Source organism: Pedobacter sp. NJ-S-72 (genome assembly GCF_053890575.1).
In genome coordinates this window covers 5,768,594-5,787,969 of the sequence record NZ_CM132681.1, presented here as the reverse complement: position 1 = coordinate 5,787,969, position 19,376 = coordinate 5,768,594, and the positions used below count along the sequence as shown (strand labels likewise).

At 37.1% G+C, this 19,376-nt stretch carries 23 protein-coding genes and 1 pseudogene; 9 read left to right on the top strand and 15 right to left on the bottom strand.

Annotation, left to right across the window (positions count from 1 at the left end):
* Positions 1 to 14: 14 nt before the first annotated feature.
* The 3 genes from ACWYN3_RS38080 to ACWYN3_RS38070 all read right to left on the bottom strand — a co-directional run bounded on the left by ACWYN3_RS38080 (position 15) and on the right by ACWYN3_RS38070 (position 2,168).
* Complete coding sequence (locus ACWYN3_RS38080) at positions 15 to 1,055, bottom strand: LLM class flavin-dependent oxidoreductase (RefSeq protein ID WP_456218838.1); 1,041 nt, start codon at positions 1,053 to 1,055, stop codon at positions 15 to 17.
* 97 nt (positions 1,056 to 1,152) lie between these two features.
* Positions 1,153 to 1,515, bottom strand: a complete 363-nt coding sequence (locus tag ACWYN3_RS38075) for a hypothetical protein (RefSeq protein WP_456218837.1) — start codon at positions 1,513 to 1,515, stop codon at positions 1,153 to 1,155.
* A gap of 116 nt (positions 1,516 to 1,631) precedes the next feature.
* On the bottom strand, positions 1,632 to 2,168 hold the full coding sequence (locus tag ACWYN3_RS38070) for a TetR/AcrR family transcriptional regulator (protein WP_456218836.1): 537 nt from the start codon (positions 2,166 to 2,168) through the stop codon (positions 1,632 to 1,634).
* A 190-nt stretch (positions 2,169 to 2,358) separates the two neighbouring features.
* Between ACWYN3_RS38070 and ACWYN3_RS38065 the strand changes: the two genes are divergently transcribed.
* Positions 2,359 to 3,261 carry a DMT family transporter gene (locus ACWYN3_RS38065; RefSeq protein WP_456218835.1) on the top strand — a complete coding sequence of 301 codons (903 nt, stop codon included), beginning with the start codon at positions 2,359 to 2,361 and terminating at the stop codon, positions 3,259 to 3,261.
* A gap of 35 nt (positions 3,262 to 3,296) precedes the next feature.
* On the opposite strand, the gene ACWYN3_RS38060 is transcribed toward ACWYN3_RS38065, so the two are convergent.
* Complete coding sequence (locus tag ACWYN3_RS38060) at positions 3,297 to 3,626, bottom strand: hypothetical protein (RefSeq protein WP_456218834.1); 330 nt, start codon at positions 3,624 to 3,626, stop codon at positions 3,297 to 3,299.
* Positions 3,627 to 3,678: 52 nt separating this feature from the next.
* The gene (locus ACWYN3_RS38055) at positions 3,679 to 3,948 is read right to left on the bottom strand and encodes a hypothetical protein (protein ID WP_456218833.1); all 270 of its coding nucleotides are present in this window, start codon (positions 3,946 to 3,948) and stop codon (positions 3,679 to 3,681) included.
* 246 nt (positions 3,949 to 4,194) lie between these two features.
* Between ACWYN3_RS38055 and ACWYN3_RS38050 the strand changes: the two are divergent.
* The 8 genes and pseudogenes from ACWYN3_RS38050 to ACWYN3_RS38015 all read left to right on the top strand — a co-directional run.
* Positions 4,195 to 4,650: pseudogene (locus ACWYN3_RS38050) on the top strand (ParA family protein); the annotation flags it as partial.
* Between the two features lie 130 nt (positions 4,651 to 4,780).
* On the top strand, positions 4,781 to 4,894 hold the full coding sequence (locus ACWYN3_RS38045) for a ParA family protein (RefSeq protein WP_456218832.1): 114 nt from the start codon (positions 4,781 to 4,783) through the stop codon (positions 4,892 to 4,894).
* A gap of 4 nt (positions 4,895 to 4,898) precedes the next feature.
* Positions 4,899 to 5,156 (top strand): hypothetical protein, encoded by a 258-nt coding sequence (locus ACWYN3_RS38040; RefSeq protein ID WP_456218831.1) that lies wholly within the window; start codon positions 4,899 to 4,901, stop codon positions 5,154 to 5,156.
* 310 nt (positions 5,157 to 5,466) lie between these two features.
* Positions 5,467 to 5,712, top strand: a complete 246-nt coding sequence (locus tag ACWYN3_RS38035; protein ID WP_456218830.1) for a carboxypeptidase-like regulatory domain-containing protein — start codon at positions 5,467 to 5,469, stop codon at positions 5,710 to 5,712.
* Positions 5,713 to 5,750: 38 nt separating this feature from the next.
* Positions 5,751 to 7,115, top strand: coding sequence for a TonB-dependent receptor plug domain-containing protein (locus ACWYN3_RS38030; RefSeq protein WP_456218829.1), 1,365 nt, complete (start codon positions 5,751 to 5,753; stop codon positions 7,113 to 7,115).
* A gap of 11 nt (positions 7,116 to 7,126) precedes the next feature.
* Entirely contained in the window at positions 7,127 to 8,791 is a 1,665-nt protein-coding gene (locus ACWYN3_RS38025; protein ID WP_456218828.1) for a hypothetical protein, read from the top strand.
* A gap of 18 nt (positions 8,792 to 8,809) precedes the next feature.
* Positions 8,810 to 10,429, top strand: coding sequence for a SusD/RagB family nutrient-binding outer membrane lipoprotein (locus ACWYN3_RS38020; RefSeq protein WP_456218827.1), 1,620 nt, complete (start codon positions 8,810 to 8,812; stop codon positions 10,427 to 10,429).
* Positions 10,430 to 10,490: 61 nt separating this feature from the next.
* Complete coding sequence (locus ACWYN3_RS38015; protein WP_456218826.1) at positions 10,491 to 11,306, top strand: tyrosine-protein phosphatase; 816 nt, start codon at positions 10,491 to 10,493, stop codon at positions 11,304 to 11,306.
* 15 nt (positions 11,307 to 11,321) lie between these two features.
* Here ACWYN3_RS38015 and ACWYN3_RS38010 read toward each other — a convergent pair whose 3' ends face one another.
* The 10 genes from ACWYN3_RS38010 to ACWYN3_RS37965 all read right to left on the bottom strand — a co-directional run bounded on the left by ACWYN3_RS38010 (position 11,322) and on the right by ACWYN3_RS37965 (position 19,374).
* Positions 11,322 to 11,684 (bottom strand): response regulator, encoded by a 363-nt coding sequence (locus ACWYN3_RS38010; RefSeq protein WP_456218825.1) that lies wholly within the window; start codon positions 11,682 to 11,684, stop codon positions 11,322 to 11,324.
* The gene (locus ACWYN3_RS38005; protein WP_456223292.1) at positions 11,648 to 11,986 is read right to left on the bottom strand and encodes an ATP-binding protein; all 339 of its coding nucleotides are present in this window, start codon (positions 11,984 to 11,986) and stop codon (positions 11,648 to 11,650) included. Before ACWYN3_RS38005 ends, ACWYN3_RS38010 begins: the two co-directional genes overlap by 37 nt.
* 10 nt (positions 11,987 to 11,996) lie before the next feature.
* Positions 11,997 to 12,533, bottom strand: coding sequence for a sensor histidine kinase (locus ACWYN3_RS38000; RefSeq protein WP_456218824.1), 537 nt, complete (start codon positions 12,531 to 12,533; stop codon positions 11,997 to 11,999).
* 74 nt (positions 12,534 to 12,607) lie between these two features.
* On the bottom strand, positions 12,608 to 13,675 hold the full coding sequence (locus ACWYN3_RS37995; RefSeq protein ID WP_456218823.1) for a PAS domain-containing protein: 1,068 nt from the start codon (positions 13,673 to 13,675) through the stop codon (positions 12,608 to 12,610).
* Between the two features lie 288 nt (positions 13,676 to 13,963).
* Positions 13,964 to 14,476, bottom strand: a complete 513-nt coding sequence (locus tag ACWYN3_RS37990; RefSeq protein WP_456218822.1) for a hypothetical protein — start codon at positions 14,474 to 14,476, stop codon at positions 13,964 to 13,966.
* Positions 14,477 to 14,683: 207 nt separating this feature from the next.
* A complete protein-coding gene (locus ACWYN3_RS37985) occupies positions 14,684 to 15,619 on the bottom strand; it encodes a peptidase domain-containing ABC transporter (RefSeq protein ID WP_456218821.1) in 936 nt (311 codons plus the stop codon).
* Between the two features lie 55 nt (positions 15,620 to 15,674).
* A complete protein-coding gene (locus ACWYN3_RS37980; RefSeq protein ID WP_456218820.1) occupies positions 15,675 to 15,887 on the bottom strand; it encodes a hypothetical protein in 213 nt (70 codons plus the stop codon).
* A gap of 4 nt (positions 15,888 to 15,891) precedes the next feature.
* Positions 15,892 to 16,173: an ABC transporter transmembrane domain-containing protein gene (locus ACWYN3_RS37975; RefSeq protein WP_456218819.1), complete on the bottom strand. Its 282-nt coding sequence runs from the start codon at positions 16,171 to 16,173 to the stop codon at positions 15,892 to 15,894.
* 23 nt (positions 16,174 to 16,196) lie between these two features.
* Entirely contained in the window at positions 16,197 to 16,679 is a 483-nt protein-coding gene (locus ACWYN3_RS37970) for a cysteine peptidase family C39 domain-containing protein (protein WP_456218818.1), read from the bottom strand.
* Positions 16,680 to 16,701: 22 nt separating this feature from the next.
* Positions 16,702 to 19,374 (bottom strand): lantibiotic dehydratase, encoded by a 2,673-nt coding sequence (locus ACWYN3_RS37965; RefSeq protein WP_456218817.1) that lies wholly within the window; start codon positions 19,372 to 19,374, stop codon positions 16,702 to 16,704.
* Positions 19,375 to 19,376 lie beyond the last annotated feature (2 nt).

Genomic DNA, 19,376 nt, shown 5'->3' with positions numbered 1-19,376 from the left:
AATTTCTTCTTTTATTATTTTTTGCCGGATGCTTCCCGGATTTTGGGTGCGATCTTCGTTCCGAATATTTCGATTGATTTCATCAAATGGCTATGAGAAGGTGCTCCGACATCCAGATGCGCTATAAAACGGGTAATTCCGTACAATTCCTGTGCATACAAAATTTTGTCAACAGTCTGTTCTGCATCACCCACAAACATAGCTCCTTCTCTGGATCTGCCAAAGTCATACTGTTCCCTTTGAAAAAGAGACCAACCTCTGCTTAGCCCTATTCTATCCATTTGTTGTGCATAATGCGGGTAATAATAATCGCTGATCTCTTTAGCATTATCACCAAACAAGGAATGCGAAAACATACCCACTTTAAATGCTGACATATCATGTCCAAACTGCTGATAAGTACTTTTATACAGTTCATAAAGTGGTTTGAACCTTTGCAAGGGTGTACCTGCTACAATAGCAAAAATCAATGGTAGGCCCAGACGCCCAGCACGAAATACTGATTCAGGTGTCCCACCGGCAGCAATCCAGATCGCAAGTTTGTCATTTACAGCCCTGGGTAATACCTGCTGATTTGCTAAAGATGCACGAAACCGCCCCTGCCAGCTAATAGTCTTTTCCTGGTTTATTCTTAATAAAAGATCCAGTTTCTCTTCATATAAAGCACTATAGTCTTGTAAATCGTAACCGAACAACGGGAATGATTCGGTAAAGCTACCTCTACCTGCCATCAGTTCGGCCCTGCCTCCTGAAAGTAAATCTACCATAGCGAAGTTCTGATAAAGTTTGACTGGGTCAGATGAGCTGAGCACAGTAACGGAACTGCTCAGCTTTATATTTTTTGTAATTGTTGCAGCAGCGGCCAATACAATTTCAGGGCTCGGTATGGCATATTCCGGCCGATGATGCTCGCCTACTCCAAAAATATCCAATCCCACTTCATCTGCAAGCTTAATTTCTTCCATCAATTCTTTCAATCGCTTTTGTACAGATTGTATTTTACCGGTTGCCGGGTCGATGTGTAAATCGCCAAACATACTAATCCCTAATTCCATATATGTCTTCTTTATTTTTTTTCTTTTATTGATTTGAACTATTTATTATTTTGTCTGAACGATCAGTCAATTAATTGAACGATCGTTCTGTTATAGATTAAAAAAAAAAAAAATCTACTGCTTTTATTTTGTCTCTCCAGATATCCACATAATCATAAGTGCTGTATGCTTCGGTATGAAACGCTCCCCAGGCTCCTTTTTCTATAGCCAGATTCACTGCCCTGAGTTGTCCTGGAAGAAATCTCAAAGTGATTACATGCCCAAGTCCAATGAGTACCTTCCAGCTTAAGAGCTCCACATTCTTACCCGGAAAAATCTCCCAAAATTTGTTCTTATCCAGAACACTGGAAATAGAATCCAGATTTTTATCCTGCTGATGCTTTAAGATATAAGTCAGTATCATTTGATCAGTTTCATTTTCAGAAGCGACATCTGCTTCTTTTGTATTTTCAATCTTCATCTTTATGAATTAGTTTTTTTTAATCATTATACAGACTTATTAACAGAACGATCGTTCTATTAATAACCAAAAAAAATATTACTTCAGACTCTCAATTATATTTTTCGCCATTTGTTCTACCATAATTCTATCATTGTATAAGGATTGCATTTGCCATAACCCTGCAATGAACCTGCAATAAACTGTGCGGTTTGTCTGGCATTCTTCTTTTCAGATACTTCACCTGCCTTTTGTGCTTTTAAAATCAAATCTTCGAAAATAGCGATTAACGCATTGGTTAACTGGATTAATAAGTCTTTGACTAATGTATCAAGCTGGGCCATTTCAAAAGAAGATTTAACAACCATACACACCTTCCCCTGCTCAAAAGATCTTTCTATAGCTTTTTTCACAATCTGTTCTATTGCTTTAAGTGGTGACTTCTGTCCCATTGCAGCCTTTTTATATTCGCTATATGTTTCCAGAGCATAGCTTTGAAGGCTCTCTACAAATAATTTATGTTTATCTCCGTAAGTATCATACATGCTTCCGCGATTCACTTTCATCTGGCTCACCAGGTCTTGCATGGAGGTAGCGTGATAGCCCTTTTCCCAAAACAGATCGCGGGCTTTCTTTAATTTTTCTGTAGGATCGAATTCTTTATTACGTGCCATTGGGAGCAAAAAAAGTATATAATTAGAACGAATGTTCCAATTAGTTTTGGTTATCTTTTTAGAATGAACAAAGGATAGTCAAAAAAATATCATATTTAATCCTGAAACCTCAGCTGCTATTAATATACAGCCGAAATTAATATCTTCCGTTGTCATTTCTGACACTAATAAATTCTAATTACCCATTTAAATGAACACTAAAGTCAAAGGCTATTTTTGGGGATGTATTTCATCTGCAACTTTTGGTCTCATACCACTCTTTGCCTTACCTTTAATGCATCAGGGATTTGCCCATGATTCACTTTTATGCTATCGCTTTGGCTGCGCATCTTTTCTGATCGCAATGTTTATGCTTTTCAAAAAAGAATCCTTTAAAATTGCGAAAAAGGAAATAATACCACTGGCTTTATTGGGCACTTTATATGGCTTATCAGCCCAATACTTATTCTTAAGTTATGACTATTTAAGCGTAAGCACAGCTTCCACCATTTTATTTGTATATCCTGTATTTGTGGCTATTTTAATGACCGTCTTTTTTAAGGAAAAGGTAAACATGATCACTATGGCAGCCATTCTGCTTGCCATTTTTGGGGTCTCGCTCCTATACAAGGGAGAGAATGGAATGACAGTCAACCTAATAGGACTTGTTGCTATTTTATTCGCAGCACTATGTTATGCCATTTATATTGTAGCAGTTAACAAATCAAGAATACAATTGATGTCCGGGTATAAGCTGACTTTTTATGTGATGGGGTTTACTGCTGTTTTTTTCCTCATAAAAGCACAAGCTACTGTTGGATTGCAGCCATTACCAAATACCAAAGCTGTTGTAGACCTGGTATTACTGGCGTTACCAGCTACTGCTATCTCATGTGTTGCAATGATATTTGCAGTACAATATGTAGGTTCTACAGTTACGGCTATTTTAGGGGCATTGGAACCGGTAGTTGCTGTAGCGGTAGGTATCTTTGCATTTAAAGAGGCAATTACCTTGAATCTTATACTTGGGATTTTAATGATCCTGATTGCCGTTTTAATGATTATTCTATCAGATTATATTTATCGGAAATTGAAACTGCAAAGGTCGTCTTAGCTTAGGATTGATGATGAAAAGATCCTTCTCAGTTTTTATAAGCTTATCAGCTCATCAAGCGTCAGATCTGTTTTTCCGATACCATCTCCGCCATCAGCATAAAAGATCCATAAAGTGTTATGATCCCTGCTATCAATGAATAACAGCCTGTTATTTTCCTCACCAATAGTTATACTATCAGAAAGGTTATCCAGTGTAAAAAAGTTGCTGTCTTTTCCGTAATCTTCAATTATATCACTTAAAGACAATGCATACCCTTTTAACTGTCTCGCAGCGACAAATTTCTTACCACCAATATTTACAACTTCACGAAGTTCCTCAGAACTAAAGATTTTAAACCCATTTTCATCTTTAATGATCTCCAATTCAGCTTTGAACTTTTCACTGTTTAAATAATCGAGGTACTTTGATGGAATTTCAATTATCTTTCTTTAAAATTGAATTGAATTCTTTTAGGGTTTTATGTACAGATATGATTTGATGAGGATTGATCAAATGAGAAGCTCTGCTTTCACCACTCAGGATATTGTAAGAGAACGTCACCTGACACTCAGGACACTCGATAAACATAAACGTCATTTTCTTAGCTGTTGCACTGGCAACAAATTCCTGATCGGACGCACTTAGATCTTCTGTTGTAAATTCTTTTCCACAAACCCAGTCATAAGGGCAAATAATCTTTGTCATAATTTGAATTTATACAGCTGTTGATTTTTTTGCAACTTAAAAATTAATTTAGAATTTCTGCAGATAACCCGTTTTTTCAAAAAGGGTTCTGGAATTAAACCTCCTGTAAGTCTTCTTCTTAAAGAAAAAACAGATAGATTGACACTAAGATATCAACACATCTTAGTATCATTGCGCCTTTGTATAAAGACACATTGAAATGAAGATTATAGCAATTATAAACCATAAAGGTGTGGTACAGGAAAAACAACCTCCACCCTGAATATTGGCGCTGGTTTAGCGCGTGCAAAGAAAAAAACATTGCTGATTGATATCGATCCGCAGTCAAACTTAACTGAAGGCTTAGGCTTAAGAGACGTTAAAGTGTCTATTTATGATAGCATAAAAGACGATTCTCCACTTCCTATTGAATCGATTTCGGAATATTTAGATATCATACCTTCTTCATTAGATTTATTAGGAGCAGAAATTGAACTGGTTTCAAGACTTGGAAGAGAAACTATTCTTAAAAGATTATTGAAAGCTGTGGAAGGTAAATACGATTATGTATTGATTGACTGTGCTCCTGCTTTAGGGATGCTGACTGTCAATGCGCTGGTAGCTGCTGATACAGTAATGATTCCATTAGAGGCTGAATATTTTGCCTACAGAGGAATAGATCGCCTGGTATCCATTATTTCGGATGTGAGGAAAACATTATAATGAGAACCTGACTATTGGGGGAGTATTTATCACGAAGATAAATCCAAGAAGAATTATTACTGAACAAATTACCGAGAGTATCAAAAAATACTTCAATGATAAGTTATTTGATACTTCTATCAGAATAAATGTGGCATTGGTAGAAGCTCAGTTAAAAGGGATAGATATTTTCGAATATGCCCCTGCATCGAATGCTGCAACAGATTATGCAAATCTGACAGATGAAATTTTAAATAAAATATAAGGTCATGGCAAAGAAAAACTTAGGTGATATAGAAGACAATAATAAAAACTTAGGAGGTGTATCTGCCCTATTCAATTCTCCATCAAGAGAAAATAGTCCAAAGGACGGGAAACAGGATATTCAGCCTGAAGAGGAAATCGTCACTTACCCTTTAAGACTTAAAAAGAGCTCATTAAAGGCATTAAAAATACTCGGCGCACAAAGAGGTGTTACAGTTAGAGAGTTGATCCTATCTCTGGTAGAAAAGGAATATGAGTTATAAAATCAGTATTTTAAAAATGCTTGTTTTATATATTAACATATAAAACACTATCATTTCATCCTATAAAAACCCCAATCTTTATCAAAGGAATGGGGTTTTTACATTTTCCGGATTTTCATTTCAGAACACCAGATCTTATTTTTCACCTTCCTGCTTAAAAGATCCCTTTCAATTTCTTAACAGAAAGAAATATTTAAATACGCATTTGACGGTATTATTAACAATAATTTTATTGTAAGATATTCTTCTCTGAGCCTTGTAATAATCTTGCTACAATAATTTAGCAAAATTAATCATTAAAGAAATGCTCATGAAAAAAAAAAACTTACTTACAGTATTAAAAATGTGTATTGCTATTGTACTTATTACAATCAGTATGGACACATTTGCCCAGCGAATTCAGTTTAAAGGAATCGTTAAAGATGAAAGCCAGGCGATAGTGCCAGGCGTTAGTGTTGTGATCAAAGGCTCCAGAACCGGAACCTCAACTCAATCGGATGGTACTTTTGTTATTTCAGCGGAAAAAGGTCAGACGGTTATATTATATCTTCTATAGGGTTTGTTTCACAGCAAATCGTACTGGGAAGTCAGACCATGCTGAATATCGATCTGAAAAATGATGCAAATGCATTGGCAGAAGTAGTTGTAACTGCTTTGGGTATTAAAAAGGATGTTCGTAAAATAGGCTATTCAGTTACAGAACTAAAGGGAGATGATGTAAACAAAGTCCGCTCTGCAAATCCATTAAATGCTTTGGCAGGTAAAGTTGCCGGTTTATCTATAGGAGCGAGTACTGAGATGCTTGGACGTCCGGAAATCGTATTGCGTGGAAGCAAAGACTTATTATATGTGGTGGATGGTGTACCGATTAATTCCGATACCTGGAACATCAGCCCAGATGACATAGAATCTTACACGATCCTCAAAGGCCCGAATGCCGCAGCATTATATGGATCAAGAGGTATTAACGGTGCAATAGTCATCACGACAAAACATGGGACAAAAGATGCTAAAGGCTGGTCAATTGATTTCAATAGCACCAATATGTTTGATACTGGTTTTATTGCTTTACCTGAAAGTCAGTATGAATACGGTCGTGGTACGGGCTTTAAGTATGCTTATGGCAATGTACTTTATGATAATGGACAACGTCTGCCAGAATGGGGGCCTCGCTTTGAAGGTCAGCAGATTCAGCAATATGACAGTTCATGGGACCCCGCTACCCAGGTTCGTGGTACAACGCCGTGGCTGGCCAGAGGGAAAAAGAACTTTGAGAACTTTACTCAAACCGGATTAACATCTACCAATAACGTTTCTGTGTCTGCATCCGGTGAGAAATATGATATGCGTTTATCTTATTCTCATCTTTATCAAAAAGGTATATTCCCCAATACAAAACTTAACGGCGATAATCTTAATCTTAACTTAGGATACAACGTTAATAATAAATTAAAGATTGAGGGAAACCTCAACCTGAGTGTACAATACACTCCGAATATTCCGGATGTAAACTATGGTCCAAACAGTTATACTTATATGTTTAAAGTCTATGGTTCATCTGATTATGACATCAGAGATCTGGAAGACATTTATAAAGGCCCGCAGGGTATCCAGGATTTAACACAGTATTCAGCAGAGTACGGACGCTTAAACAGTGCCTGGTTCATGGCCAAAGAATGGCTGCGTTCTCATCATAAAACAGATGTTTATGGCTTTTTAAAAGCAACATATAAGTTCAATGATGACCTGACATTAAGCGCCCGTTCTCAAATCACCACATGGAACCAGGCCCGTACAGAAAAGGTTCCGCCATCTACAAACCTGAACGATTATATCGCATGGTACAAGTTCGGCTGGTATGGGGATTACCGTGAAGACAACAGGAATGTAATTGAAAACAACACAGATGTATTATTATCTTATAATAAAAAAAAAGTGACTGGAACTTCTCTGCATTAGGGGGCGCAAGTATGAGATCGTTTAAATACACTTCAAACTGGGCAACGACAAAAGGTCTTGCTATTCCTAAACTATATAGCTTATCAAATACACTGGCGGCCTCATTAAATTATACCTGGGGATCTGCAATGCAGGTTTATAGTGGTTATTACTCTGCTGATATTGGTTACAAAAACTTCTTCAATATTAACACCACTGGTCGCGTAGATAATCTTTCTACTTTACCAAAAGGAAACAATACGTTCTTTTATCCTTCAGCATCGATCAGCACAGTACTGACAGACTATGCAAAACTTCCCGAGTTTATCTCTTTCCTTAAACTAAGAGGGTCAGTGGCTGACGTAAAAGGTGGTTTAACAGCTCCAACTATAGGTTCTGCTTATATGGGTGTAACTGGTAAAACGTTAAATGCAGGCTTACTGAACTATGGTTCTGAGCTTTATACTGCTTATGACGGCCCTACTTATGCCAACCAGAATTCATACTCTATTAATAGCTATTATAATGGTTTACCAGCAGCAAACTATTCTGATGTAATTGCGAACACAACCTTAAAACCATATAACCGTTTATCATATGAAGGAGGTGTTGACTTAAAATTCCTTAAAAACAGGTTAGGTATTGATGTTACTTATTTTCGTACTATAAATGGCCCGCAGATCTATGCTTTAGATGTTGCTCCTTCAACAGGCTATAAACAACACAATATCAATGGTATCACAACTTTGAACCAAGGTTTCGAAATCTCTTTAAATGCAGCGGTGATTAAAAACCCGGGAGGATTTAATTGGGATATCAACGCTAACTGGAGTACTTATAAAGAAACATTAAAGGCAATATACGGAGATGAAAAAGTCTTAAACCTAAACGGTCATGGTTATGCAGTTGGTGAAAGACTGGATGCTTATTATGGCCGTACACTGGTTAGAGATGGCAATGGTAACGTTGTACATACCTCTGCCGGATTAATCTATCAGGCACCTAGCGGGGATAATCAAAATGGATTTTTAGGTAATCTTAACCCTGATTATTCAGTGGGTATCAGCAATCGCTTTTCTTATAAAGGCTGGGGCTTAAATTTCCAATGGGACGGACGTATAGGTGGTAAAATATTTGATTTCACTTATGCGCAAACTATGAACGGCGGTACTGGTATAGAAACTGCATCGGGTCCTTTTGGTGATTCAAGACTTGCAGAGTGGAATTCCTTAAAAAGCACAGGTACTGCGGCTCCGTCTTATGTGGGACCAGGGGTAGTCATTACTTCGGGTACACCGAAATTTGACAAAGGCCAGATTACTAATTTAAATGAATTAACCTTCGCTACTAATTCAAAAGCCGTAACTACACAAAGTTATATTACAGGTTCAAACGGTCTTTATGGTAACACGGAATATTTTATGGTAGACCGTTCATTCGCAAAATTAAGAGAAGCGAGTTTAAGTTATACTTTACCAGAAAAATTACTTAAAAAGTCATTCCTGAAAGCGGCAACAATAGCTTTAGTTGGCAGAAACCTATTATACTTTGCTAAAAGAAAAGATATGGATATGGATAGTTATGCTTCAGGTTTTTTTAATGCTACTGACAGATCCGCAAACGGTGGTAAAGGGAACGTTGGTTTGCAAAGCAGTTCGACACGTACAATCGGTTTCAACATAACCCTAAGTCTTTAATTTAAAAAATAGCAGATCATGAAATTCACTAAAAAAATATACACTTTAAGCCTTCTTACATTTTTAGCTATAGCGATAACCAGCTGTCAGAAAGGCGATTTACTAAACAACCCTAACGCAGCAGGAGATGGGACGTTAGTACCTCCCTCATTGGTATTAAACCGGATAACTTCAAATTTAATTAAAGCGGAAGAACAACCATTTGCCCAGGCACACAGGACAAATCAATACTACGTGAGCAATTACTCATATTACTGGGGGAGTAACTTCTATAACTGGAGTAATTCTGATCAGCAATATGAAACATTCCGCTACGCGGTCAAGTTAGAAGAACAAGCGGCCAAATTGGGAAATACGACCAATGCTTATTTTGCACTATCTAAATTCTTTAAAGCCTATGCTCGATCTGGCTGGCTTAGTCAGCGCGTTGGAGACATTCCAATGTCAGAAGCGGTGAACACCAATATCTTAACTCCTAAATTTGATTCACAGAAGGAAGTCTACAAAAATTCTTTAGCCTTGTTAGAAGATGCGAATACGATTATGGCGAATCTTTTGTCTATCACCCCAGCTAATAAAAATGTAGTTTTTGATACACAGGGTGATGTCTTTGGTCTAACCTATTTACAATGGCAAAAAGTTATCAATACCTATAAATTGAGAGTACTGATCAGTTTAAGCAAACGGGCTGATGATAATGGCGATTTAAATGTAAAAGCACAGTTTGCTGCAATTATCAGTAATGCCGCAAAATACCCTGTAATGGAGGCTATCAATGATAATATGCTTTATAAGTATAATACTTCTTATAATCCTTATCCTGCTTTTACCAGTAAATCGTACAGTTACGCGGCCAACATATCTAAAACTATTTTAGATATCACGACTTCAAGCGAAGATCCGCGAACTTTTGTATTTGCAACACCAGCTCCAGCCCAGTACAAAACAGCGGGTAAAAACGTTGGTGATTTCAGTGCTTATGTAGGTGCAAGTACCAATACTGATCAGGCAGTTCTTTTCGCAGGAACAGATGCTTTGGGTAATACTTCGGCTGATAAAGGAGCTTATTCTTATATTAACTTCAAACGCTATTTCTCTTCACAGGATGGTTCTACAGCAGAACCTTATATACTTATAGGTTATTCTGAAATGTGTTTTAACATTGCAGAAGCTATCAATCGTGGATGGTTAGGTGGCGATGCAAAAAGCTGGTACGACAAAGGGATCAATGCTTCGCTTAGTGTTTATGGCTTAACTAACGGACAGGTCTTCTCTGTAGGTGACAGACTGGGAGGAACGATTGCCACAACCGTGATTGACATCTCTAGATTCTTAGCCAATCAAAATGTGGTTTATAAAGGAAACAGCTCAGATGGTTTAAAACAAATCCTGACTCAAAAGTACGTTTCGATGTTTAATAACTCAGGCTATGAGCCTTTTTACAACTGGCTTAGAACTGGCTATCCAGCTCTTGCAGAAGGAGGGGTTGGTATTGGCACTCCTAATAACAAACTTTCCCGCAGATGGATGTATCCTCAAAATGAAATCACCTATAATAGTGCAAACTATCAGGCATCAATTCAATCACAATATGCAGGAAGTGACGATGTTACTAAAGATACGTGGTTAACAAAATAAATAATTAAAAGGTATAATGGAGCATTTCCATTATACCTGATATAAATTAAAACAGCTAACAATGAGAAAAAACATCATTTTATTTTTGGGTCTGGCTTTTAGTATTCAGGCAGCCAATGCATCGGTAACCGACAGCACAAGAGCTGTTGCTGTGAAAGGTGCAACCAATTTCAGGGATCTTGGTGGATACACGACCAAACAGGGCACTCATGTAAAATGGGGCAGAATTTATCGTTCAGGAGAAATCAGCAAGTTAACGGATGCTGATCTTTTACTTTTAGATCAGAATCACATCAATTTTATCGTCGATTTCAGGGGTAATGACGAGGTCGCTAAAGCCAAAGATCGTTTGCCTAAGGGAGCGGAATATCTTCAATTGCCGGCAGGAAGTGAAAATCTGGGTAACTGGATGACTCAGTTAGGAAAACTCAATTCGGCCGATTCTTTAATGGAATCTTTTTATAGTCAGACAAGTCACTTAAAGGCAAAGTATCAGCCATTTTTCCAGGCGCTTTTAAAACAGTCTGATTCTTCTGCATTACTTTTCCATTGTACAGCAGGTAAAGACAGAACTGGAATTGGTGCTGCTTTACTACTTTATACCTTAGGTGTGCCAGAAGAAACCATCCTGGATGATTATTTACTGAGTAATGAATTCCGTAAGGAAGAAAATGAAAAGATGGTAAAAGGAATGGTCAAAATGGGCATTAAGGAACAGGTAGCGAAGGACCTGGCAAGTGTAAAAAAAGAATACCTGATGGCTACTACCTACCAAGCCATCCTTTCTAAATACGGGAGTATGGATTCTTTCCTGGAAACAGAAATGGGACTAAGTAATTCTGACATTACAAGCTTACGTGAAAAATATACTAAATAATGTAAAGATTGCTCATTATCTCCACAGGAGGTATTGAGCAATTTTTGAATACAGTTCAGCTGGATTATAGGGTTTGGAAACGAAATCATTCATACCAGACTTCAAAACTTTCCTGTTTATCTCTGCCAAAACGGAAGCTGTCAATGCAATAATAGGCACTTCTTTAAATCTTTTTCCAGCCAGGTTCCTGATGGCCCTGCTTGCTGTATAACCATCCATTTTGGGCATTTGAAGATCCATAAGTATTAGATCATACTTAACCTCTTTCACTTTTTCCAAAGCTTCAATTCCATCAACTGCATAATCTATTTCCAGATCCCATTTTTTCATAAACTTACTGGCTACAATTGTATTGATCTCGTTGTCTTCAACCAGCAATACCCTGAACCCTGCAGACTGGCAAAAATTAATGTCGGAGCTACATAACCTACACCTGTTTTTTTTAAGTTTTTTTTTTTGAATTGTAAATCGAAAGAGAAACTTGATCCTTTGCCGGGAACACTTTCCAGATAAATTTTGCTTCCCTTTAACTCAATCAGCCTCTTTGTAATGGCAAGACCAAGTCCTGTTCCTCCAAATTTTCTGGAGGTGTCTGGACTTGCCTGTGTAAAGCTTTCAAAAATGTAGTCTTTTAAATCCGGATCAATACCAATTCCTGTATCAGTAACTGTGAAATTGATCTCTACTTTATCATCTACTATATTTTTTCATAGAGAGGTCTACGATTACTGACCCTTCATTTGTAAACTTAAGGGCATTGCTCACCAGATTATTTAAAATCTGCGTTAACCGAACCGGATCTCCTACCAAAACAGAAGGCAGGTCTGAATCAATTTTCACCTTAAAGAGAAGACCTCTTCCCTCTGCCTGCAAATTATGAGTAAGCTTAATACTGTTAACCAGCTCTATTAAATTGAAATCTATATCTTCAAAAACAATTTTCCCCAATTCAATTTTACTGTAATCAAGTATATCATTGATCAGACTAAGTAAATTATCACTTGAGAACTTCAGGATGTTTAGATTTTCAAGCTGCTCAGGCTTGGGATTCTCCTGCAAAAGCAAATGAGTCATGCCAATTACAGCATTCATCGGCGTCCTGATTTCATGGCTCATATTGGAAAGAAACTGCTGTTTGGCCAAAGCTGCTTCTTCGGCTATTTCTTTCGCCTTTAACAATTCTGCTTCAGCCAGTTTACGATCTGAAATATCTACAACCGCACCCATAACCTTGACAGTTTCGCCATTTTTAACTACAGGAATCCCAATACTTCTTAACCATTTCTCACCGTTTGCTGTTCTTAACTCCAGACTATAAGACTGCTGAAATTCAATGGCATTCCTGATTCCTTCTTTGATCGCTTCTCCATCACTCTGTTTATAAAAAGAGATGATGCCTTTTCTATAGTCGTTATCTCTTCATAAACTCCAGATAACTGTTTCAGATATCTGGTTCTGTAAACAGAGCCAGTACTTACATCATATTCCCATCCGCCAGATTTACTGATCTGCTGGCTGGTATCTAATAAATCTACTATTCTTTCTAATTCTTTACGGGCTTTTCTTAACTCTTCCTCAGCCTGGTTTTGCAGGGTGATATCTAATGCGAAACCAATAATACTCCCATCCTGGTCTGAGCTGGGAAAAAGAGTATTTTGATAAACTAACTCCCTCCCATTTATATCGAGCCGGCTAACAAACTGACCAGATAGCCCAGATAATCCTTTGCGTAAATTGTCGGCAGTCTCAGGAAAAGAATCTAAGGCATTCTCACCAATGAGTTCATTATCTTTCAAACCCAAAGCTGTTAACCCCGAACCAATAGATCTTGTAAATGTACCTGCCGGATCAATTTCATAAATAACAACTGGTAAATTCTCAAGTACTCCATTTAAAAGACGGCTTTTCTCTTCAAACTCTTTTTGCAACTGTACTCTTTCGGAAACATCCTGACAGAATACGGTCATCCCTGTAACTTTACCTTCATGGTCATACATCGGGTTACAGATCATACTAAAAGATGCTCTGTGCAGCTTTGGATCACCAAATTCTTCTATCAGCTCAACCGTCTCACCAGTCATCACTTTTCGGAATATATCTTCGGTCTTTTCTCCATCTATACCGCCGTTCATCCGGGCAAGTTCAAGGTAATTATCACCTATTTTAAGGTCTACACCCGTGCCCATCTTTACGGTTTGCTGATGTGATTTATTAAAGGCTATATAATTAAAGTTTTTATCGAAAGCGAAAATACTCGCACTTGTACTTTCCAGAACAGATTGAAGGATAGAAATTTCTTCTAGAAGTTTTTCTTTAGCCGGTGCTTCGTCATTAGTATTCGTCCCACTAATTCCTTTTATATCATCCATTTTCCCGGTTACATTTAATGATCAGGTAGGTATTGTCCTAACAATTTACAAGCCAAAATCTTAGCTTTTTTTAATAGCAGTTTCTGGTTGATACCTGTTCAACCCCGTTAAATGTCTCATAAGTCCCATTTTTTTTTTCCGAATGTGCTATATATTTGATCTGTCATCTCACCTTATACAGAAAACATGAAAAATTTATTCAACTCCGATATAGCTTCGGAAATTTTAGCAAGAGTTAACATCTTGACCATCATCTAAGACAATTCGGCGTGTAAAGATGAGATCGGGTTATTTACCTGCTTTAAAAATACTCCGGCTAAAACGCTGCATCACACTAACGTCCTGAATGATAATCTCTGCATCGGCCATCATGCCTTTTTTTAACCGGATCTGTCCAGGTAAAGAAGATAAATTAAAATCCACCCTGGAAGTAAAAATACTGTCCTGCTGAGGAATTGGGTCTATAAACTTAATTCTTCCTGCGATCATACCATACGTTTCAAATGGATATCTTTTTAATTTAATTAAGACATCCTGCCCCTCTTTAACTTTAGCAAGCTTATTTTGCGGGATAAGCAGCTCTCCATAGAATACTTTACCCGGCGTGGAATCAATCTTAAGTGTAGTCTTAACGATATCCGGATATCTTATAAATGCTGACAGTCCGATAATCAAAAATAACAGCACAAAAAATATAAATATACCCCAGCGAAGTAACCAGGATGGGACACTGGTTATAATCTGCTGTATTGCAGGGCTGTGAACAACCTCCTGCTGAGTTACTTTTTTTATGGATGACATATATTAAAATAATGATTATGTTCCTAATTCCAATTGATTTTTAACTAACAAATAATACGCACCTTTTAATTGTGTCAGCTCTTGATGTGTCCCCTGCTCAATGATTCTCCCTTTATCCAGAACAATGATGTTATCAGCATCCCTGACTGTACTTAATCTGTGTGTGCAACAATAACTACTGTACGACCTGTGAAAAATTCTTTGAGATTATTCATAATCACCCATTCGTTTATTGGCATCAAGGGAATTGGTCGCCTCATCAAAAAAGATATATTCGGGGTTTTTGTAGACAGCGCGGGCTATTAACATTCTTTGGAGCTGCCCCTGACTGATCCCATTTCCTTCTGCGCCAATCTTTGTATTTAAACCCAGAGGCAACCCGTCAATGAAGTCCTGTATATTTGCTATTTTAATAGCATGCTGTAATTTTTCAGGATTGGAAGGGCTTTCTCCTACGGCAATATTATGTTCAATAGAATCAGAAAATATAAAGCCATCCTGCATGACCACGCCACATTCGTCACGCCAGGTTTTATAACTAATGCTGCTCAAGGATTCTGTACCAATTTTGATATCACCTTCATCAGGGTTGTAAAACCTTAATAATAGTTTAAGGATAGTTGTTTTCCCACTGCCGCTCATTCCTACAATAGCGGTCGTTTTACCTTGTGAAATATGCAGATTAATATCCCTGAGTACAGGCAGGTTTCCTGTACCAGGATAACGAAATGATGATAATTGATTAATACGAATATCTTTACGGACAGGAAGGATATGATTCCATTCCTGATCAGGCTGTTCTTCATCATCCATCTGATAGATTTCATTTAAACGTTCCAGACTAATCGTGGCATCCTGAAAGCCTTGTATGAAACCCAGCATTTGCTCTATAGGGCTGTTTAATTGTCCAATAATATACTGTACAGCTACCATAGCCCCTAAAGTCATGTCTCCATCAATAACTGCTTTAGCACTTAAAAATGCAATCAGCAAGTTTTTCCCTTCATTAATTAAGGTTGATCCACCCTGCTGATACTGACTCAGCGCCAGGTTTTTCACGTTGACGTTAAACAAACTGGCTTGAATATCTTCCCATTCCCAACGTTTCTGCTGCTCACAATTATTCAGTTTTATTTCCTGCATACCTGCAATCAATTGCACTACGTTGCTCTGGTTCTTTGCTGAAATCTCAAAACTTTTATAATTCAGGACTTTGCGTCGTTTGAGAAACAATACGATCGATCCAACCCATATATAAAGTACTGCTGATCAGAAAGACAAAGAAAATAGTAAGGTTATAATAAGCTATAACTATGGAGAAGATTAACAGGTTGAAAATAGAGAATAAAGTGGCTAGTGCAGTTCCGGTTAAAAAAGTTTCAATCTTTTTCTGATCATTCATGCGCTGCATGATATCATATCACCATTTTTTTATCGAAAAAACTCATCGGCAACTTCATGAGTTTGATAATGAAATCTGTTAGAATAGAAATATTAATACGGATACTGATATGTAATAATATCCATGACCGGATAAAGTCTACACTTATGCGTCCAATAATCAATGCTCCCTGTGCGATAAGTATGATATAGATAAAGTTAAGATTACGGGTATTAATTCCAATATCAACAATGGATTGCGTTAAAAATGGTGCAATTAATTGTAATAAACTCCCCGCAGCCAAACCAAATAACAACTGGATTACTAGTTTACGATAAGCTATGAAATACTTGAACAAAAATGACACCGGACTTCACTTCCAATCTCATTATCATGCTCGTAAAATTGTGATGTCGGGGATAAAAGCAAGGCCAAACCTTCACCAGATTCTTCATTTTCAACCCAGTTGCGGGAAAAATCTTCTAAATTAAGTTTGATGTGCCCTGTTCCGGGATCTGAGATATAGAATTTGTTGTTCTTTATTTTATAAAGAACAACAAAGTGATTTTGTCTCCAGTGCAGGATTATGGGCAATTCAGATTCTTCTAATCCTTTGACACTGGTTTTAATAGCATCAGACTCAAAACCGATCTTTTTTGCAGCATTGTAAATGCCCAATAATGACACGCCTTCTCTATTAATTTCGCAATACTGTCTTAACGTCTGCACTTTAAAGCTACGCCCATAATACCTGGCGACCATACGCAGACAAGTAGGACCACAGTCCATCAGATCGAATTGTTTATAAAATGGAAAACTCATTAATTGCGTTGTAATTTTATAATTAGGTTATAGCTGCTTTAAACTGATGATTTGAAATGGCCATTTGTGAACCATAATATTTTTCCAGGAAATGATAAATAACTAATTCATGTTTCCGCTGATTATTTACAAATAAACGATTCAGATACATATGAATAATACTTTGTATGAAGTCATCAGCTGTTTTAACATCTCCTGATTTAAACAAGATAATATCTTTAATGACAATGTTCATCTCAGAACGTTCTTTAAAAATAGCAACGGCTTCTTCAATCTCATTTAATTCGTCAAATTCAGGATTCATATGCAAAAAGATACTTTTCTGTTTTTGACGATACTTCTCATTCAATTGCTTCTGTAATTCCGGGTTGCCACCAAACTCTATAAAATAACCAGATTGAATAGTCTTTAACAGCGCTCTCTTAGCTTCAATTGTGTAATCAAAGTCTGTTAACAACAGATCAATACCCCTAAGCGCAAATAAGAATCTATATTCTTCGAGTTCAGGATTGTCCAGTAGCTTAACAAACCTCATTACTGCTAAACTATCATTAAAGAACACGGACTCAGCTTCTGCTATCAAATTGTCCCCGTACCGTTCTAACTCTCTTGAATAAGTATCAAGCATGACTTTACTGACCTGATTATTAGTTAAAAGAGGTTCCAGAATCTCCATGAATTTCTGTTGAACAATCAGCTGCTTCTCTATATCCGGATTATAAAATCTTATCCTGATATGGGAGGATTCATCAAAATACCTGATGAAATGAAATTTCTCAAATAGTTTTTGTCTGATTCCTTCTTCAACAAATTCTAAAATTTCATTTTTAAGCAGTTTTTCACCAACAGTAGGTCCGCAATAAATTTTGAAGTATAACCATTCGCTGAATGGTGAAAATTTCCTTTTAACAGGGGCTTCGATTTTCGTCTTTTCCAGACTATAGTTCGATCCGGCTGATACCCGTTTTAATGGAATAATTAATTCGTTAGTATGAGGATTACCATCTGGATCATGTACAATGCAGTTTTCATTGGTAAATAAGAACTCTTCAAGCTGGATACTGGCATACCGTTTTAAATAATGAATCAGTAATTCAGCACCAAAAGGGTGTTCCAAATCTATTAAAAGCTTGTTGTCGCTTTCTATATAAGTGACTTTTTGGGGGATATTTAATTGTTCTCTTAATTTATGGCAGTACGATAAATATTCCTTTTTTTCTGTAGGAACAGCCTTTAATTCATCTTTTTTAAGCACCCATCTTGCTTTTCTGATGACTAAGTTTTTATAAACTACTCTTGGCAGATAGTTTAAGGAAGCCAATACTCCCCAGTCCCATGCATCAGGCTGTGCCAATCCCTGTGTCTGCAAATCACATAAAAATTTATAAACAGGCAGACTCCCAAAGGAGAAATTATGGGCAGAAGTCAGTTTAGGTATAATGTATTTATTATGTTTTTGACTTCTTAAGACTACTTTGTTGTTTTGAACACTCACCATAATATCCTCTGCAGGGATTTGATTTTCTGGTTCTATGCCAGACCGTCCGATATAAGGTATTTCGTAATTACGCAATAATGGGCGAAGTAAAACATTTCCAATTCTTGCTTGTGGTAAATGTATAATTTCTGCGTAAATGTGATCGGAGAACTCCTTTTCTTCTTCTTTCAATAATTCCTGAGTAAAATCTCTGAGTTGAACATCGCCATGTGTAAACCTTGACAAGAGATTACCAGAGGAAGTGCCCCCAAAACTAGAAACTTCAAACATAAAATTTTCAGCATCTAACATACCTCCTGATTTTAGTAGGCTACCCATCAAATGTAAGCTGTTGGAAAAACGATAGCTATCTGTTAAAGATTTAAATGATTTCAGCTCTTTTTCAGTAATTTCAATATATTCCTTCTTATTCTGAAGATAATCGTTGTGTTTAGTCAGAGCAAACTGTTGTATATAGCCGAATTTCACTTGCTGTCCGGCAGCAGGTTCGTTAAGAATGAGATCATCTACCAGGCTGTTATTACCTGTAGAGGACTGATCACTTCCAGCATAACCAACGCCCAATTCAGCATCCAGTGCTATCGATAAAGGAATTTCTTCCAGTTCATATTTTGCTAAAAATTTATCTCTGAAACTATTCAGGTCCCTGTTACTACTTAAATTGCTTAATGCATATAAGTCATCTGCCTGCTTAGCGATACAATCAATAATTTGTTTGTCGATCACATCCTCTTTTGTCGCAAAAAAAAGATCCGTCTGCAATATATTATTGGGGATTTGTATCGGAAAATCAAGTGCTTTTAATCTGGCCTCTATTTCCTGATAATAATCAACTCCTGCCGCTGGATTTTTGATCAGCTGCTGAATCTCTCTGAACTTTAAAAGTAACTGATCAGTATGTTCGAGCAGTTCCAGCTTATCAATTAATTGATCCAACGGCTCCTCCCCTGTAACACAAGGTTCTAAATCCGATAAGATCAATTGTGAATCATACATTTCCGTAATAAATTCTGCTGCATCTTCAATGCTTATATTTTCGGCTTCCACAAGAATCTGCACCAGACTTTCAAACGTAGCCCCTTGACTTGCAATATTCAAAATTTCTGCGATATAGCTGGTTTTCTCTATGGATGTCAGCTCATAATCACGCTGATTATTTTTTAAAGAATATGCTGCATATCTAAAACTACCCGGCAATT

Excerpts from the sequence above, each read along its gene's own strand:
- ACWYN3_RS37990 (WP_456218822.1), bottom strand. The coding sequence starts at position 14,476 with ATGTCATCCATAAAAAAAGTAACTCAGCAGGAGGTTGTTCACAGCCCT.
- ACWYN3_RS38035 (WP_456218830.1), top strand. The coding sequence starts at position 5,467 with ATGAAAAAAAAAAACTTACTTACAGTATTAAAAATGTGTATTGCTATT.
- ACWYN3_RS38055 (WP_456218833.1), bottom strand. The coding sequence starts at position 3,948 with ATGACAAAGATTATTTGCCCTTATGACTGGGTTTGTGGAAAAGAATTT.
- ACWYN3_RS38015 (WP_456218826.1), top strand. The coding sequence starts at position 10,491 with ATGAGAAAAAACATCATTTTATTTTTGGGTCTGGCTTTTAGTATTCAG.
- ACWYN3_RS38020 (WP_456218827.1), top strand. The coding sequence starts at position 8,810 with ATGAAATTCACTAAAAAAATATACACTTTAAGCCTTCTTACATTTTTA.
- ACWYN3_RS38025 (WP_456218828.1), top strand. The coding sequence starts at position 7,127 with ATGAGATCGTTTAAATACACTTCAAACTGGGCAACGACAAAAGGTCTT.
- ACWYN3_RS37985 (WP_456218821.1), bottom strand. The coding sequence starts at position 15,619 with ATGCAGGAAATAAAACTGAATAATTGTGAGCAGCAGAAACGTTGGGAA.
- ACWYN3_RS38065 (WP_456218835.1), top strand. The coding sequence starts at position 2,359 with ATGAACACTAAAGTCAAAGGCTATTTTTGGGGATGTATTTCATCTGCA.
- ACWYN3_RS38080 (WP_456218838.1), bottom strand. The coding sequence starts at position 1,055 with ATGGAATTAGGGATTAGTATGTTTGGCGATTTACACATCGACCCGGCA.
- ACWYN3_RS37995 (WP_456218823.1), bottom strand. The coding sequence starts at position 13,675 with ATGGATGATATAAAAGGAATTAGTGGGACGAATACTAATGACGAAGCA.
- ACWYN3_RS38030 (WP_456218829.1), top strand. The coding sequence starts at position 5,751 with ATGCTGAATATCGATCTGAAAAATGATGCAAATGCATTGGCAGAAGTA.
- ACWYN3_RS38075 (WP_456218837.1), bottom strand. The coding sequence starts at position 1,515 with ATGAAGATTGAAAATACAAAAGAAGCAGATGTCGCTTCTGAAAATGAA.
- ACWYN3_RS38040 (WP_456218831.1), top strand. The coding sequence starts at position 4,899 with ATGGCAAAGAAAAACTTAGGTGATATAGAAGACAATAATAAAAACTTA.
- ACWYN3_RS37980 (WP_456218820.1), bottom strand. The coding sequence starts at position 15,887 with ATGCAGCGCATGAATGATCAGAAAAAGATTGAAACTTTTTTAACCGGA.
- ACWYN3_RS38000 (WP_456218824.1), bottom strand. The coding sequence starts at position 12,533 with ATGGGTGCGGTTGTAGATATTTCAGATCGTAAACTGGCTGAAGCAGAA.
- ACWYN3_RS37970 (WP_456218818.1), bottom strand. The coding sequence starts at position 16,679 with ATGAGTTTTCCATTTTATAAACAATTCGATCTGATGGACTGTGGTCCT.
- ACWYN3_RS38070 (WP_456218836.1), bottom strand. The coding sequence starts at position 2,168 with ATGGCACGTAATAAAGAATTCGATCCTACAGAAAAATTAAAGAAAGCC.